Genomic DNA, 15,544 nt, shown 5'->3' with positions numbered 1-15,544 from the left:
TCAACCCTCCTCTCGGTCACTGTCGGTGTTCGTCCCGCCACTGGAAATCAGCTCCCGCTCCTGTCGGGGCCGCCTGCGCGGTACGGGTGCCGGCTGCTGGCCGGGCTTGGGGGGTACGGGGAAGCCGCCCGCGAGCGGGTCGAAGGGCTCCTCCGCGGCGGCCGCGCCGGACCGCCGGTCCTCGGCCTTCTCCTTGCGGTCGCGCAGCACGTCGGCGACGAAGGACAGCAGCAGGATCGCGACGACCGCGCCGCCGACGTACAGGACGATCTGCGCGAAGTCGTAGGCCTCGTTGCGCAGCGCCCGGACGGTGGCCACCAGCATCAGCCACAGGACGGATACCGGGATCAGGACCTTCCAGCCGAGCTTCATCAGCTGGTCGTAGCGGACGCGGGGCAGGGTGCCGCGCAGCCAGATGAAGAAGAACAGCAGCAGCTGTACCTTGACGACGAACCAGAGCAGCGGCCACCAGCCGTGGTTGGCGCCCTCCCAGAAGCTGCTGATCGGGTACGGGGCCCGCCAGCCGCCGAGGAACAGGGTGACCGAGACCGCCGAGACGGTGACCATGTTCACGTACTCGGCCAGCATGAACATCGCGAACTTGATCGACGAGTACTCGGTGTTGAAGCCGCCGACGAGGTCGCCCTCGGACTCCGGCATGTCGAACGGGGCGCGGTTCGTCTCGCCGACCATCGTGACGACGTAGATGATGAACGACACCGGCAGCAGCACGATGAACCAGCGGTCCGCCTGCGCCTCCACGATCGCCGACGTCGACATCGACCCGGAGTAGAGGAAGACGGAGGCGAAGGCCGCGCCCATCGCGATCTCGTAGCTGATCATCTGGGCGCAGGAGCGCAGGCCCCCGAGCAGCGGGTACGTGGATCCCGAGGACCAGCCGGCGAGCACGATGCCGTAGATGCCGACCGAGGCCACCGCGAGGATGTAGAGCATCGCGATGGGCAGGTCGGTGAGCTGCATCGTGGTGCGCACCCCGAAGATCGAGATCTCGTCACCGGGCGGCCCGAAGGGGATCACCGCGATCGCCATGAACGCCGGGATGGCCGCGACGATCGGCGCCAGGACGTAGACGACCTTGTCGGCGCGCTTGACGATGATGTCTTCCTTGAGCATCAGCTTCACGCCGTCGGCCAGCGACTGGAGCATGCCCCAGGGGCCGTGCCGGTTGGGGCCGATGCGCAGCTGCATCCAGGCGACGACCTTGCGCTCCCACACGATGGAGAAGAGCACGGTCACCATCAGGAAGGCGAAGCAGAACACCGCCTTGAGGACGACGAGCCACCAGGGGTCCCGGCCGAACAGGGACAGGTCCTCGGCAGCGAGCTGTACCGCGTTCACGCGTCCACCTCCGCAGTGGTGCCGCCTGCGCCGGCCGGGGTCGCCGGGCCGATCCGTACGAGGGCGCCCGGCAGGGCGCCGGTGTCGGCGTACACGCCCGAGCCGGTGGAGTTCAGCGGGAGCCAGACCACCCGGTCGGGCATCCCGGTGATCCGCAGCGGGAGTTCCACGGTGCCGGACGGGCCGGTCACCGCGAGGACGTCGCCGTCCTTGACGCCGGTCTCGGCGGCCGTGGCGGCCGACAGCCGGGCGGCGGCCTCGTGCCGGGTGCCCGCCAGGGCCTCGTCGCCCTCCTGGAGCAGGCCCCGGTCGAGGAGCAGCCTGTGCCCGGCGAGGACGGCCTCGCCGGCGCCGGGACGGGGCAGCGGCTCGGTGCGGGCGGAGACGTCGGGGGCGAGTGCGCCCTCCCACGGGCCGAGCCGGTCCAGTTCGCGGCGTACGGCGTGCAGGTCGGGCAGGGCGAGCGGCCGGTCGGCGGCGTCGGCCAGCATGTGCAGCACGCGGGCGTCGGCGGGGGGGAGCGGGCGGGTCATCTGGTCGGGCTTGAGTGCGGCCTCGAACGGCCGGACCCGGCCCTCCCAGTTGAGATACGCGCCGGCCTTCTCGGCGACGGCCGCCACGGGGAAGACCACGTCGGCGAGGTCGGTGACCTCGCAGGGCCGCAGCTCCAGGGAGACCGTGAAGGCCTCCTTCAGGGCGGTCCGGGCCCGCTGCGGGTCCGGCAGGTCGGTGACCTCGACGCCCGCCACCAGCAGGGCGGACAGTTCGCCGGTGGCGGCGGCCTCGACGATCTGCCCGGTGTCGCGGCCGTACCGGTGCGGGATCTCGTCCAGCCCCCAGGCGGCGGCGACCTCGTCGCGGGCCCGCGGGTCGGTGGCCGGGCGGCCGCCGGGCAGCAGGGACGGCAGTGCGCCGGCCTCGATGGCGGCCCGCTCGCCGGCCCTGCGCGGGATCCACACCAGGGTGGCTCCGGTCGCGCCCGCCGCCCGCACGGCCGCGGTCAGCGCGCCCGGCACGGCGGCGAGCCGCTCGCCGACGACGATGACGGCGCCGGGGCGGCGCAGCGCGTCGGCGGCCTCGGCGCCGCCCGCCTGCAGGCCGGTGCGGGAGGCCAGCGCGTCGAGCCATTCGGGCTCGGTGCCGGGGGCCGCGGCCAGCAGCGTGCCGCCCGCCTTGACGAGGCCGCGGGTGGCGAAGGGGGCGAGGGCGAAGGTCCGCTGCTTCCGCTTGCGGGCCGCCTTGCGCAGCCGCAGGAAGACGCCCGGGGCCTCCTCCTCCGCCTCGATGCCGACGAGGAGCACGGCCGGCGCGGCCTCCAGCTCCTTGTACGACAGCCACGGCCCGCGCAGGTCGACCCCGTACCCGGCGACCTCGGAGGCCAGGAACTCGGCCTCCTCCGCGCTGTGCACGCGGGCCCGGAAGTCGATGTCGTTGGTGTCCAGGACCACCCGCGCGAACTTGGCGTACGCGTAGGCGTCCTCGACGGTGAGCCGCCCGCCGGTCAGCACGCCGGCCCGGCCGCGCGCGGCGGCGAGCCCGTCGGCCGCGGCCCGGAGCGCCTCGGGCCAGCTCGCCGGCTCCAGGACGCCCGCGGCATTGCGGACCAGCGGGGTGGTCAGCCGGTCCGGGCGCTGCGCGTAGCGGAACGCGAACCGGCCCTTGTCGCAGATCCACTCCTCGTTGACCTCGGGGTCCTCGGCGGCCATCCGGCGCAGTACCTTGCCGCGCCGGTGGTCGGTCCGGGTCGCGCAGCCGCCCGCGCAGTGCTCGCACACGCTCGGGGAGGAGACGAGGTCGAAGGGGCGGGAGCGGAACCGGTACGCGGCCGAGGTGAGGGCGCCGACCGGGCAGATCTGGATGGTGTTGCCGGAGAAGTACGACTCGAAGGGGTCGCCCTCGCCGGTGCCGACCTGCTGCAGCGCGCCGCGTTCCAGCAGTTCGATCATCGGGTCGCCGGCGACCTGGTTGGAGAAGCGGGTGCAGCGGGCGCACAGCACGCACCGCTCGCGGTCCAGCAGCACCTGTGTGGAGATCGGGACCGGCTTCTCGTAGGTGCGCTTCTTCCCCTCGAAGCGGGAGTCGGCGTTGCCGTGCGACATCGCCTGGTTCTGCAGCGGGCACTCGCCGCCCTTGTCGCAGACCGGGCAGTCCAGCGGGTGGTTGATGAGCAGCAGCTCCATCACCCCGCGCTGGGCCTTCTCGGCGACCGGCGAGGTCAGCTGCGTCCGGACGACCATGCCGTCGGTGCAGGTGATGGTGCAGGAGGCCATCGGCTTGCGCTGGCCCTCGACCTCGACGATGCACTGCCGGCAGGCGCCGACCGGGTCGAGGAGGGGGTGGTCGCAGAACCGGGGGATCTCGATGCCGATCTGCTCGGCGGCCCGGATGACCAGGGTTCCCTTGGGCACCGACAGTTCGATGCCGTCGATGGTGAGGGAGACCGTGTCCTCCGGCGGCACCGCGGCCGCCCCGCCACCGGCGGGGGCGTTCGTGGCGACGGTCATGCGTTCACCTCCCTGTCGGCCCAGAGGGTCGACTTCCTGGGGTCGAAGGGGCAGCCCTTGCCCGTGATGTGCTGCTCGTACTCCTCGCGGAAGTACTTCAGCGAGGAGAAGATCGGGCTGGCGGCGCCGTCACCGAGGGCGCAGAACGACTTGCCGTTGATGTTGTCGGCGATGTCGTTCAGCTTGTCGAGGTCGGACATGGCGCCCTCGCCGGCCTCGATGTCGCGCAGCAGCTGGACCAGCCAGTACGTGCCCTCGCGGCAGGGGGTGCACTTGCCGCAGGACTCGTGGGCGTAGAACTCGGTCCACCGGGTCACGGCGCGCACGACGCAGGTCGTCTCGTCGAAGCACTGCAGCGCCTTGGTGCCGAGCATCGACCCGGCCGCGCCGACGCCCTCGTAGTCGAGGGGCACGTCCAGGTGCTCGTCGGTGAACATGGGGGTGGAGGAGCCGCCGGGGGTCCAGAACTTCAGCCGGTGGCCGGGGCGCATCCCGCCGCTCATGTCGAGGAGCTGGCGCAGGGTGATGCCGAGCGGGGCCTCGTACTGGCCGGGGGCGGCGACGTGCCCGGAGAGCGAGTACAGGGTGAAGCCGGGGGACTTCTCGGTCCCCATCGCCTTGAACCAGTCCTTGCCCTTGGCGAGGATCGCGGGAACCGATGCGATGGACTCGACGTTGTTGACGACAGTGGGGCAGGCGTAGAGCCCCTCGACGGCAGGGAAGGGGGGACGCAGCCGGGGCTGGCCGCGCCGGCCTTCGAGGGAGTCGAGGAGGGCCGTCTCCTCGCCGCAGATGTACGCGCCCGCTCCCGCGTGCACGGTGATGTCGAGCTTCATCCCGCTCCCGAGGATGTCTTCGCCGAGGTAGCCGGCCTCGTACGCCTCGCGCACCGCCTCGTGCAGGCGCCGCAGGACCGGCACGACCTCGCCGCGCAGGTAGATGAAGGCGTGCTCCGACCGGATCGCGTAGCAGGCGATGACCATTCCCTCGATGAGGGAGTGCGGGTTGGCGAAGAGAAGGGGGATGTCCTTGCAGGTTCCCGGCTCCGACTCGTCCGCGTTCACGACGAGGTAGTGCGGCTTCCCGTCGCCCTGCGGGATGAACTGCCACTTCATCCCGGTGGGGAAGCCCGCGCCGCCGCGTCCGCGCAGACCGGAGTCCTTCACGTACGCGATCACTTCGTCGGGCGTCATCTCCAACGCCTTGCGGAGCCCCTCGTAGCCTCCGTGGCGCCGGTAGGTCTCCAGCGTCCACGACCGGGGTTCGTCCCAGAACGCCGACAGGACGGGGGCCAGCAGCTTCTCCGGGCTGGTGCCGTTCTCGTGCATGGCAGTGGTCACCGTCATCACTCCCCCTCCTCGCCGGTTGCCTCGCCGCGCGGGTGCACGACCTTGCCGTGGTGCGGGGTCTCACCGCGGGCGATGCGCAGCCCGGTCAGGGAGGCGGGTCCGGCGCCGCCGCTCGCCTCGACGGCGCCGGGCCGCTCGTCGGGGAAGCCGGCCAGGATCCGGGCGGTCTCCTTGTACGTGCACAGGGGCGCGCCCCGGGTCGGTTCGACGGGGCGGCCGGCGCGGAGGTCGTCGACGAGGGCCTTGGCGGACTCGGGGGTCTGGTTGTCGAAGAACTCCCAGTTGACCATCACGACGGGGGCGTAGTCGCAGGCCGCGTTGCACTCGATGTGTTCGAGGGTGACCTTGCCGTCGGCTGTGGTCTCGTTGTTGCCGACCCCGAGGTGCTCCTTGAGTTCCTCGAAGATGGCGTCGCCGCCCATGACGGCGCACAGCGTGTTGGTGCAGACACCGACCTGGTAGTCGCCGGAGGGCCGGCGCCGGTACATCGTGTAGAAGGTGGCGACCGCGGTGACCTCGGCGGTGGTCAGTCCGAGCGTCTCGGCGCAGAAGCGGATGCCGGTGGGCGAGACGTGGCCCTCCTCCGACTGGGTGAGGTGCAGCAGCGGCAGGAGGGCGGAGCGGCTGTCGGGGTAGCGGGCGATGACGTCCGCAGCGTCCGCCGCCAGCCGCGCGCGGACCTCCGCCGGGTAGTCGGGGGCGGGCAGACCGGGCATGCCCAGGCTCACCTCTCGACGGGCGGGGTTGGCTGTCATCGGTCGACGCCTCCCATCACGGGGTCGATGGAGGCGACGGCGACGATGACGTCGGCGACCTGGCCGCCCTCGCACATCGCGGCCATGGCCTGCAGGTTGGTGAAGGACGGGTCGCGGAAGTGGACCCGGTAGGGGCGGGTGCCGCCGTCGGAGACGACGTGGACGCCGAGTTCGCCCTTGGGGGACTCGACGGCCGCGTAGGCCTGCCCGGCCGGCACCCGGAAGCCTTCGGTCACCAGCTTGAAGTGGTGGATGAGGGCCTCCATGGAGGTGCCCATGATGTTCTTGATGTGGTCGAGCGAGTTGCCGAGCCCGTCGGGGCCCATCGCGAGCTGCGCCGGCCAGGCGATCTTCTTGTCGGCGACCATCACGGGGCCGGGCTCCAGCCGGTCCAGGCACTGCTCGACGATCCGCAGGGACTGGCGCATCTCCTCCAGGCGGATCAGGAACCGCCCGTACGAGTCGCAGGTCTCGGTGGTCGGCACGTCGAACTCGTAGGTCTCGTAGCCGCAGTACGGGTCCGCCTTGCGCAGGTCGTGCGGCAGGCCGGCGGAGCGCAGGATCGGGCCGGTGGCGCCGAGGGCCATGCAGCCGGTGAGGTCGAGGTAGCCGACGTCCTGCATGCGGGCCTTGAAGATGGGGTTGCCGGTGGCGAGCTTGTCGTACTCCGGCAGGTTCCTCTTCATCGTCTTGAGGAAGTCGCGCAGCTGGTCCACGGCGCCCGGGGGCAGGTCCTGGGCGAGGCCGCCGGGGCGGACGAACGCGTGGTTCATGCGCAGGCCGGTGATCAGCTCGAAGATGTCGAGGATCAGCTCGCGGTCCCGGAAGCCGTAGATCATGATCGTGGTGGCTCCGAGCTCCATGCCGCCGGTGGCGATGCACACCAGGTGGGAGGAGAGCCGGTTGAGCTCCATCAGCAGCACGCGGATGACGGTGGCGCGGTCGGGGATCTGGTCGGTGATGCCGAGGAGCTTCTCGACGCCGAGGCAGTACGCCGTCTCGTTGAAGAACGGCGTGAGGTAGTCCATGCGCGTGACGAAGGTGGTGCCCTGCGTCCAGTTCCGGAATTCGAGGTTCTTCTCGATGCCGGTGTGGAGGTAGCCGATGCCGCAGCGGGCCTCGGTGACCGTCTCGCCGTCGATCTCCAGGATGAGGCGGAGCACTCCGTGTGTGGACGGGTGCTGGGGCCCCATGTTGACGACGATGCGCTCGTCGTCCGCCTTGGCCGCCGACTGGACGATCTCGTCCCAGTCGCCGCCGGTGACCGTGTAGACGGTGCCCTCGGTGGTTTCGCGGCCGGGCGACGGGTGGGCGTGGTTCGAGGTGTTGGACATCAGCTGTACGACCTCCGCTGGTCGGGAGCCGGGATCTGGGCGCCCTTGTACTCGACGGGGATGCCGCCGAGCGGGTAGTCCTTGCGCTGCGGGAAGCCCTGCCAGTCGTCCGGCATCATGATCCGCGTGAGGGCCGGATGCCCGTCGAAGACCAGGCCGAAGAAGTCGTACGTCTCGCGCTCGTGCCAGTCGTTGGTCGGGTAGACGGAGACGAGCGAGGGGACGTGCGGGTCGCCGTCCGGGGCGGACACCTCCAGGCGCACGGTCCGGCCGTGGGTGATCGAACGCAGGTGGTAGACGGCGTGCAGTTCGCGGCCCCGGTCCTCGGGGTAGTGGACGCCGCTGACGCCGGTGCACAGTTCGAAGCGCAGGGCGGGGTCGTCGCGGAGGGTGGAGGCCACCCGGACGAGGTGCTCGCGGGCGATGTGGAAGGTGAGCTCGCCGCGGTCGACGACCGTCTTCTCGATGGCGTGGGCGGGGAGCAGGTCCTGCTCCTCCAGGGCCCCTTCGAGTTCGTCGGCGACCTCGTCGAAGTAGGAGCCGTACGGGCGGTGGCTCGGGCCGGGCAGGGCGACGGTGCGGACGAGGCCGCCGTAGCCGCTGGTGTCGCCGCCGTTCCGGGCGCCGAACATGCCCTTGCGGACGCCGATCACCTCGGGGCCGCCGGCGGACTCCCGGGGGGCGGGAACGTTGTTGCCGGTCCCGGCGCCGTTGCCGCTGCCGTGGTCTGGGGTGGTCTCGCTCACCGGAGCAGCCCCTTCATCTCGATGGTGGGGAGCGCCTTGAGGGCTGCGGCCTCGGCCTCGCGGGCCGCCTCTTCCCGGTTCACCCCGAGCTTGGAGGTCTGGATCTTCCGGTGGAGCTTGAGGATCGCGTCCATCAGCATCTCGGGGCGGGGCGGGCAGCCGGGCAGGTAGATGTCCACCGGGACGATGTGGTCGACGCCCTGGACGATCGCGTAGTTGTTGAACATTCCGCCCGAAGATGCACAAACCCCCATGGAGATGACCCATTTGGGAGCGGGCATCTGGTCGTACACCTGCCGCAGTACCGGCGCCATCTTCTGGCTGACCCGGCCGGCCACGATCATGAGGTCGGCCTGGCGCGGGGAGCCGCGGAAGACCTCCATGCCGAAGCGGGCCAGGTCGTACCGGCCCGCACCGGTGGTCATCATCTCGATGGCGCAGCAGGCCAGGCCGAAGGTGGCGGGGAAGACGGAGGCCTTGCGCACCCAGCCCGCGGCCTGTTCGACGGTGGTCAGCAGGAAGCCGCTCGGCAGCTTTTCTTCCAGTCCCATGGGAATTCAGCCCCTCAGTCCCATTCCAGGCCGCCGCGGCGCCAGACGTAGGCGTAGGCGACGAAGACGGTGAGCACGAAGAGCAGCATCTCGACGAGCCCGAAGATCCCCAGGGCGTCGAAGGTGACGGCCCAGGGGTAGAGGAAGACAACTTCGATGTCGAAGACGATGAAGAGCATCGCCGTCAGGTAGTACTTGATGGGGAAGCGGCCGCCGCCGGCCGGCGTGGGGGTCGGCTCGATGCCGCACTCGTACGCTTCGAGCTTCGCCCGGTTGTACCGCTTCGGGCCGATCAGCGTGGCCATGACCACGGAGAAGATCGCAAACCCTGCGCCTAGGGCGCCGAGCACGAGGATGGGCGCGTAGGCATTCACGCTCCTCGCTCCTTCCAGTCGTCCTTGACCGTTGGACCGCTGCGCCGGCGCCACTGCCCTGCCCCGCGAAGATCGTGCTTTCGATCGAGCACTTGCATGTGAGGCAGTTCACAAGCCGGGCTGCTGCGCATCTTATGCCCGCCGATCTGTGATCTGCGACACGGGTGACAACACCGAGTTTGTGATCTCCACCACCCGACGAACGATCATGAAGTCCGATGAGCGGTGATCTTCATACACAAGGCATCCACTTGATCACCAAACGTGACATCCGGGCCCGTTACCGCAGGTAGAAGGGATTTCGCCCTATCAAATGATCAGGAGCAGAAGCAAATTTGGCCGAATCCAGATGTCCATGGTAAGGGGATCGGCGTCGCCCGGCCGGGGGAGTCCGCGGGACGGAAGTGGACACGTGCATCCGTTCACGATCTCCGCCGCCTCCCGGAAGGGGGTCCGGGCGGCCCGCCGGCGATCTTCCGGCCGCCGCGCCGCGGTCTTCCGGCCACTCCGCCGACGATCTTCCGGCCACTCCGTCGGCGATCTTCCGGCCACCCCCGGACGGCTTTCCGGCCACCCGCCCGACCGCCGCTCCGGCCGCCCCGCGGTCCGCTTCGGACGCGACTCGCTCACGGCGGGATCACGGACCGGCCACGAGGGCCTCACGACGTGACTTCCCTGTGACCTGCGCCACTCCGAACCGACCCCTCCGAAACGGGGCTTGGCCAACTGTCCGCGAGAGTGGTAGGCGCGGGACCAAATGGGACTTATTGCGGAAACCCCATGATCACAGCCTTGCGAGGGGGTGTCCGATTAGTCCGTTACGGCGTCAATAAGATTCACGCCACGCCCGGTTGCCGCACTTCCCGCGCAACTGTGGCGCAGACCACGTTTCTTGAAGCGAGCCGTACCCCCCTGATAGCGGTTGTCCTCATGTCCCACACCGCTCACATACCCAGCCACCGGAAGCCCCGTCGCAGCGCCTCGAAGCTCGCGGTCCGCGCCGGAGTTGCCGGTGGCGTTCTCGGCACCCTGGCGATGGCAGGCACGGCGAGCGCGTCCCCCGCCGCCGAGCCTGTGACCGAGACCCTCGAAATGCCGGTCCTCAACCTGGACCTGGCCTCCGAGGTCTCCTCCGCCGTCACCACTGCCGCGGAGAACAGCCGCGCGGCCGCCGTCGACGGCGAACTGCAGGCCGAGGAGGAGAGCGCCCGCAGCGGCGCCGCCGCCGAGGCGAAGGAAGCCAAGGAAGCCGCCGAGAAGAAGGCGAAGCAGGAGGCGGACCGCAAGGCCGAGGCCGAGCGCGCCACCCGCAACGCCGAGCGCTCCGCGCTGAAGACGGCTTCCGCCGCCGCCACTTCCGAGGAGCAGGGGGCCGGGACGGTCACCGCTCCGAAGGGCTCCGCCGCGGCCATCGTCAACTTCGCCCGCGCGCAGGTCGGCAAGGCCTACATCCTGGGCTCGACCGGCCCCTCCGCGTACGACTGCTCCGGCCTGGTGCAGGCCGCGTACCGCCAGGCCGGCATCACCCTGCCGCGCACCTCGCAGCCGCAGTCCTCGTACGGCACCTCGGTCTCCCTGAACGCCCTGCAGCCGGGCGACATCCTGTACTGGGGTGCCAAGGGCAGCGCCTACCACGTCGCCATCTATGTCGGCGGCGGCAAGTTCGTCGGCGCGCAGAACCCCAGCACGGGCATCGTCGAGCGCAACCTGAGCTACGACCGGCCGACGGGCGCCGTCCGCGTCCTCTGAGCCCCTCAGGGCCCTTGCACGGCCGGAGGGCCGGCACTCCCCCGCTCGGGGGCGGAGTGCCGGCCCTCCGCCGTGCGCCCGCGCGGCTGCGGCCCGCCGCCGGGCCCGGCGCCCCGCCCGACCGGGTGGGACGCCGGCCGTCCCCGGGGGAGGTGGGCGCGTGAACGCACCACGACTGTCGGAGCCGTACGAGGACCACGGCGGCGCCGAAGGCCGCCCGGGCGGCGACGGTCCGGCCGACGCCACCGCCCTCCCGGCCGCCGCCGGGCTCTTCCTGCTCGCCGTCGGCGGCTGGCTGCTGGACACCGCCCGTCCCTGGGGCAAACCCGGACACCCTGCCCTGCTCGCCCTCGTGTGGGCCGCGGCCCTGGCGCTGCCGGCATGGGGAGCCGTGCTGACGGCCCGCTGCGTACGCGCCGTGCACGGGGGCGGCGCCGCAGCACTCGGAGCCCCCGATTCCCCCTCAGGCGCCCTCCATCGCCCCGTACGGCGGCGAACCGGGCCGCCCCGGGCAAACTCCCGCCACGGCCCGCCGAGCCCGCCTCACACGGCCCGCACGGCCCGCACGGCCGCGCCATCGCGCGACCGTGTCCGTCCGTCCGCCGTGTCAGGCCCGGGGAGCCACCTTCGACAGGCCGTTGATGATGCGGTCCATCGCGTCGCCGCCCGCCGGGTCGGTGAGGTTGGCGAGCATCTTCAGCGTGAACCGCATGAGCACCGGGTGGGTCAGGCCGCGCTGCGTGGCGACCTTCATGACCTTCGGGTTGCCGATCAGCTTCACGAAGGCGCGGCCGAGCGAGTAGTAGCCGCCGTAGGTCTCCTTGAGCACCTTCGGATAGTTGTGCAGTGCCAGCTCGCGCTGCGCCCGCGTGGCCCGGGCGTTCGCCTGCACGATGACGTCGGCCGCGATCCGGCCCGACTCCATGGCGTACGCGATGCCCTCGCCGTTGAACGGGTTGACGAGCCCGCCCGCGTCGCCGACCAGCAGCAGGCCCTTGGTGTAGTGCGGCTGCCGGTTGAAGGCCATCGGCAGGGCCGCGCCGCGGATCGGCTGCGTCATGTTCTCGGGGGTGTAGCCCCAGTCCTCCGGCATGGAAGCGCACCACGCCTTGAGGACCTCGCGCCAGTCCAGCTCCCGGAAGGCGGAGGAGGAGTTGAGGATGCCGAGGCCGACGTTGGACGTGCCGTCGCCCATGCCGAAGATCCAGCCGTAGCCGGGCAGCAGCCGGTCCTGCGGGCCGCGCCGGTCCCACAGCTCCAGCCAGGACTCCAGGTAGTCGTCGTCGTGCCGGGGGGAGGTGAAGTACGTGCGGACGGCGACGCCCATCGGGCGGTCCTCGCGCCGGTGCAGGCCCATCGCCAGGGACAGCCGGGAGGAGTTGCCGTCGGCGGCGACCACGAGCGGCGCGTGGAAGGTGACCGGGGTCTTCTCCTCGCCCAGCTTGGCGTGCACGCCGGTGATGTGACCGGTGCGCGGGTCGCGGATCGGCTCGCCGACGTTGCAGCGCTCGTGGAGGCGGGCGCCGGCCTTCTGGGCCTGCCGGGCCAGGGTCTCGTCGAAGTCGTCGCGCTTGCGGACGAGTCCGTAGTCCGGGAAGGAGGCGAGTTCCGGCCAGTCCAGCTGGAGCCGCTGGCCGCCGCCGATGATCCGCAGCCCCTTGTTGCGCAGCCAGCCGGCCTCTTCCGAGATGTCGATGCCCATCGCGACCAGCTGCTTCGTGGCGCGCGGGGTCAGGCCGTCGCCGCAGACCTTCTCGCGCGGGAACGCCGTCTTCTCCAGCAGCAGGACGTCCAGTCCGGCCTTGGCGAGGTAGTAGGCGGTGGTCGAGCCGGCGGGCCCGGCCCCGACGACGATCACATCCGCGGAGTGTTCGGAGAGGGGCTCGGTCACTGCGGGGTCTCCCGAAGGCTCGATAGGGGGTGCCCATTGGCACGGGACGTGTGCAGTCTATGCAGCGAGAGAGATCGCGAATCCGAAGGGTTACTGATGACAAGCTCGCCGACCTCGCCGACCTCGCCTTCCCGGCCGCTCCCGGCCGTCCGGCTGCGCGTGCCCACCGACGAGGACGCGCACGCCTGGCACGGTGTCTTCGCCGACCCGGACGTGATGGAGTTCCTCGGCGGCCCGGCCGAGCTGTCCGCGTACGAGGAGTTCACCGCGCGGCAGCGGATGCACGACGCACAGCTCGGCTACTGCCTGTGGACGCTCCTCGACGAGGACGGCGGGGTCCTGGGCTTCACGGGCGCCCAGCCCTGGCCGGCGGAGAAGTCCTGGGGGCCGGTCGGGGAGATAGAGATCGGCTGGCGCCTGGCCCGGTCCGCCTGGGGCAAGGGGTACGCGTACGCGGCCGCGCTGACCACCCTGGAGCGGGTCCGCGCCGCCGGGGTGCCCCGCGTCGTGGCGATGATCGACGACGCGAACGCGCGCTCGGTGGCGGTCGCCGAGCGCCTCGGCATGACCCTGGAGGAGGTCTTCGCCCTGCCCGGCGGCAGCCGCACCGGCCGCCGCTACGCCCTCGCCCTCTGACCGGGGCCGGACGTCAGAAGACGGACAGTCCGGTCAGCGTGGTGAAGCGGTCGAGGGCGGCCACGCCCGCCACCGAGTTGCCCCGGCTGTCCAGGCCGGGGCTCCACACGGCGAGCGTGCAGCGGCCGGGGACGACGGCGACGATGCCGCCGCCCACCCCGCTCTTGCCCGGCAGCCCGACGCGGTAGGCGAAGTCGCCCGCGGCGTCGTACGTCCCGCAGGTCATCATCACCGCGTTGATCTGCTTGGCCTCGCTGCGGGTCAGCAGCCGGGAGCCGTCGGCCCGCAGCCCGTGCCGCGCCAGGAAGCGCGCGGCACGGGCCAGGTCGGCGCAGCTCATCTCGATGGAGCACTGCCAGAAGTAGTGGTCGAGCAGGGCGGGCACCGGGTTGGCGACGTTCCCGTACGAGGCCATGAAGTGGGCGAGGGCGGCGTTGCGGTCGCCGTGCTCGTGCTCGGAGGCGGCGACCTCGGCGTCGAAACCGATGTCCGGGTTGCCGCTCTCCCGGCGCAGGAACTCCAGCAGCTCGCTGCTCGCGTCGCCGGTCAGGCTCTGCAGCCGGTCGGTGACGACGAGGGCGCCCGCGTTGATGAACGGGTTGCGCGGGATGCCGTTCTCGTACTCCAGCTGCACCAGGGAGTTGAACGGGTTGCCGGAGGGCTCCCGGCCCACCCGCTCCCACAGGCTGTCTCCGCCCTCGGCCAGCGCCAGGGCGAGCGCGAAGACCTTGGTGATGGACTGGGCGGAGAAGGGGGTCTGCCAGTCCCCGATGCCCACGACGTTCCCGTCGAGGTCCGCCACGGCCATGCCGAACTGCGCCGGGTCCACCTCCGCCAGGGCGGGGATGTACTCGGCCGGGGTGCCGCTGCCGACCAGGTGTTCCACCTCGGTCGCGATCCGCTCCAGCAGCCCCGCGTAGTCCAGGGCTCCGGTGTCCACCGCCGCCGCCACCTCCGGCTAGCCCTTGAAGCCGCGGTGCAGTGCGACGATGCCGCCGCTCAGGTTGCGCCAGGCGACCCGGGACCAGCCGGCCTTCTGCAGCCGGGCGGCCAGCTCCGGCTGCTCCGGCCACTCGCGGATCGACTCGGCGAGGTACACGTAGGCGTCGGGGTTGGAGGACACGGCGCGGGCCACCGGGGGCAGGGCGCGCATCAGGTACTCCATGTAGACCGTGCGGAACGGCCCCCAGACGGGCTGGGAGAACTCGCAGATGACGACCTGGCCGCCGGGCTTGGTCACCCGGTGCAGCTCGCGCAGCGCGGCGTCGGTGTCGTGGACGTTGCGCAGCCCGAAGGAGATCGTGACGGTGTCGAAGACGTCGTCCTTGAAGGGCAGCCTCGTCGCGTCGCCGGCGGTCAGCGGCAGCCAGGAGTGGCGCTTCTTGCCCTCGCGGAGCATGCCGAGGGAGAAGTCGCAGGGCACCGTGTACGCGCCGGTCGCGGCGAACGGCAGCGAGGAGGTCGCGGTGCCGGCGGCCAGGTCGAGGACCTTCTGCCCGGGGCGGGCGGCGACGGCCTTGGCGACCTCTTTGCGCCACAGGCGGGCCTGGCCGAGGGAGATCACGTCGTTGGTGAGGTCGTAGTTCGCCGCCACACCGTCGAACATGGAGGCGACTTCGTGCGGCTGCTTGTCCAGGGAAGCGCGGGTCACTGGCGTGGGCCCCTCAGGTGCGTCGTTGGTTCCGGTCCGTCTGCGTACGGGGCCATCCTCTCAGGCCCGGGACTGCGGCCGGGCGGCGGCTCTGCCCGGCCGGCCCGGGGGCCGGGCCCCTTCCCTCCGGGCCCCACCGGGCGGAATGATTCATTCCGATCCGCCGGCGCAGGGCGACACCAACCGGACTGTCCCCGTGGACAGTTATGCCCGGAGCGACAGAAGGGGTTAACTGGGCGGGCGCGGCCCGGTGACGGTCACCACCCGCCGGTTCCGGCCCGCCCGGTGGCCGGATCCCGAGGAGGCCGCCCAGAGCAAAGGGCTTCACCATGCCGGCAGGCCGTTCCACCGGTCGCTCCACGAGCCAGTCCGCCAGCCGAAGAACCACGGGCGCTACGGGCGCGCCCCGCGGGCCGCGCGCCCGCCGCCGGGCCGAACGGCGCCGGCGGCTGCGCCGCACCGTCCTCGCCTCGGCCACCGCCGTCGCCGCCGTCGCCGCCCTGTGGACGGCCTGGCCCGAACCGAAGACGGCCACCGTCGCGGACCGGCTGACCGCCGACCCCCGCCCCGCCGACGAGCCCGGACGTGCCTCCCGTTCCGCCGGCGGCGCCCACGGCGGTCCCGCCCCCGGCACACCCGCCACCC

The 15,544-nt window shown here is 71.5% G+C and carries 13 protein-coding genes and 1 pseudogene; 3 read left to right on the top strand and 11 right to left on the bottom strand.

What is annotated here, in order from left to right:
- From nuoH to HYE82_RS12880, 8 genes are read right to left on the bottom strand one after another with little or no spacing between them, the layout of a single operon-like run.
- Complete coding sequence (gene nuoH, locus HYE82_RS12915) at positions 1–1,359, bottom strand: NADH-quinone oxidoreductase subunit NuoH (protein ID WP_179174147.1); 1,359 nt, start codon at positions 1,357–1,359, stop codon at positions 1–3.
- Positions 1,356–3,863: an NADH-quinone oxidoreductase subunit G gene (locus HYE82_RS12910; RefSeq protein ID WP_179174146.1), complete on the bottom strand. Its 2,508-nt coding sequence runs from the start codon at positions 3,861–3,863 to the stop codon at positions 1,356–1,358. The genes nuoH and HYE82_RS12910 overlap by 4 nt, the downstream gene beginning before the upstream one ends.
- Positions 3,860–5,209, bottom strand: coding sequence for an NADH-quinone oxidoreductase subunit NuoF (gene nuoF, locus HYE82_RS12905; RefSeq protein ID WP_179174145.1), 1,350 nt, complete (start codon positions 5,207–5,209; stop codon positions 3,860–3,862). The genes HYE82_RS12910 and nuoF overlap by 4 nt, the downstream gene beginning before the upstream one ends.
- Positions 5,209–5,967 (bottom strand): NADH-quinone oxidoreductase subunit NuoE, encoded by a 759-nt coding sequence (gene nuoE, locus HYE82_RS12900; RefSeq protein WP_179174144.1) that lies wholly within the window; start codon positions 5,965–5,967, stop codon positions 5,209–5,211. The genes nuoF and nuoE overlap by 1 nt, the downstream gene beginning before the upstream one ends.
- Positions 5,964–7,301 (bottom strand): NADH-quinone oxidoreductase subunit D, encoded by a 1,338-nt coding sequence (locus HYE82_RS12895; RefSeq protein WP_179174143.1) that lies wholly within the window; start codon positions 7,299–7,301, stop codon positions 5,964–5,966. The genes nuoE and HYE82_RS12895 overlap by 4 nt, the downstream gene beginning before the upstream one ends.
- The gene (locus HYE82_RS12890; RefSeq protein ID WP_179174142.1) at positions 7,301–8,047 is read right to left on the bottom strand and encodes an NADH-quinone oxidoreductase subunit C; all 747 of its coding nucleotides are present in this window, start codon (positions 8,045–8,047) and stop codon (positions 7,301–7,303) included. The genes HYE82_RS12895 and HYE82_RS12890 overlap by 1 nt, the downstream gene beginning before the upstream one ends.
- Positions 8,044–8,598: an NADH-quinone oxidoreductase subunit B family protein gene (locus HYE82_RS12885; protein ID WP_179174141.1), complete on the bottom strand. Its 555-nt coding sequence runs from the start codon at positions 8,596–8,598 to the stop codon at positions 8,044–8,046. The genes HYE82_RS12890 and HYE82_RS12885 overlap by 4 nt, the downstream gene beginning before the upstream one ends.
- Before the next feature lie 14 nt (positions 8,599–8,612).
- Entirely contained in the window at positions 8,613–8,972 is a 360-nt protein-coding gene (locus HYE82_RS12880; RefSeq protein WP_114053663.1) for an NADH-quinone oxidoreductase subunit A, read from the bottom strand.
- Between the two features lie 930 nt (positions 8,973–9,902).
- Between HYE82_RS12880 and HYE82_RS12875 the strand changes: the two genes are divergently transcribed.
- Positions 9,903–10,721, top strand: coding sequence for a C40 family peptidase (locus HYE82_RS12875; RefSeq protein ID WP_179174140.1), 819 nt, complete (start codon positions 9,903–9,905; stop codon positions 10,719–10,721).
- 607 nt (positions 10,722–11,328) lie between these two features.
- Here HYE82_RS12875 and HYE82_RS12870 read toward each other — a convergent pair.
- The gene (locus HYE82_RS12870) at positions 11,329–12,612 is read right to left on the bottom strand and encodes a geranylgeranyl reductase family protein (RefSeq protein WP_179174139.1); all 1,284 of its coding nucleotides are present in this window, start codon (positions 12,610–12,612) and stop codon (positions 11,329–11,331) included.
- A 96-nt stretch (positions 12,613–12,708) separates the two neighbouring features.
- Here HYE82_RS12870 and HYE82_RS12865 point away from each other — a divergent pair, with 96 nt between their 5' ends.
- Positions 12,709–13,248: a GNAT family N-acetyltransferase gene (locus HYE82_RS12865; protein WP_179174138.1), complete on the top strand. Its 540-nt coding sequence runs from the start codon at positions 12,709–12,711 to the stop codon at positions 13,246–13,248.
- Positions 13,249–13,261: 13 nt separating this feature from the next.
- Here HYE82_RS12865 and HYE82_RS12860 read toward each other — a convergent pair whose 3' ends face one another.
- Both HYE82_RS12860 and HYE82_RS12855 read right to left on the bottom strand, forming a co-directional pair.
- Positions 13,262–14,173, bottom strand: a complete 912-nt coding sequence (locus tag HYE82_RS12860) for a glutaminase (RefSeq protein ID WP_179174160.1) — start codon at positions 14,171–14,173, stop codon at positions 13,262–13,264.
- 33 nt (positions 14,174–14,206) lie between these two features.
- Complete coding sequence (locus tag HYE82_RS12855) at positions 14,207–14,899, bottom strand: demethylmenaquinone methyltransferase (protein WP_179174137.1); 693 nt, start codon at positions 14,897–14,899, stop codon at positions 14,207–14,209.
- A 329-nt stretch (positions 14,900–15,228) separates the two neighbouring features.
- Here HYE82_RS12855 and HYE82_RS12850 point away from each other — a divergent pair.
- Positions 15,229–15,544, top strand: a pseudogene (locus HYE82_RS12850) (hypothetical protein); the annotation flags it as partial.

This window comes from Streptomyces sp. BR123 (genome assembly GCF_013401435.1).
Classification (GTDB): domain Bacteria; phylum Actinomycetota; class Actinomycetes; order Streptomycetales; family Streptomycetaceae; genus Streptomyces.
This window is presented reverse-complemented; position numbering and strand designations above follow the sequence as displayed.

Excerpts from the sequence above, each read along its gene's own strand:
- HYE82_RS12910 (WP_179174146.1), bottom strand. The coding sequence starts at position 3,863 with ATGACCGTCGCCACGAACGCCCCCGCCGGTGGCGGGGCGGCCGCGGTG.
- nuoF (WP_179174145.1), bottom strand. The coding sequence starts at position 5,209 with ATGACGGTGACCACTGCCATGCACGAGAACGGCACCAGCCCGGAGAAG.
- nuoE (WP_179174144.1), bottom strand. The coding sequence starts at position 5,967 with ATGACAGCCAACCCCGCCCGTCGAGAGGTGAGCCTGGGCATGCCCGGT.
- HYE82_RS12895 (WP_179174143.1), bottom strand. The coding sequence starts at position 7,301 with ATGTCCAACACCTCGAACCACGCCCACCCGTCGCCCGGCCGCGAAACC.
- HYE82_RS12885 (WP_179174141.1), bottom strand. The coding sequence starts at position 8,598 with ATGGGACTGGAAGAAAAGCTGCCGAGCGGCTTCCTGCTGACCACCGTC.
- HYE82_RS12875 (WP_179174140.1), top strand. The coding sequence starts at position 9,903 with ATGTCCCACACCGCTCACATACCCAGCCACCGGAAGCCCCGTCGCAGC.
- HYE82_RS12865 (WP_179174138.1), top strand. The coding sequence starts at position 12,709 with ATGACAAGCTCGCCGACCTCGCCGACCTCGCCTTCCCGGCCGCTCCCG.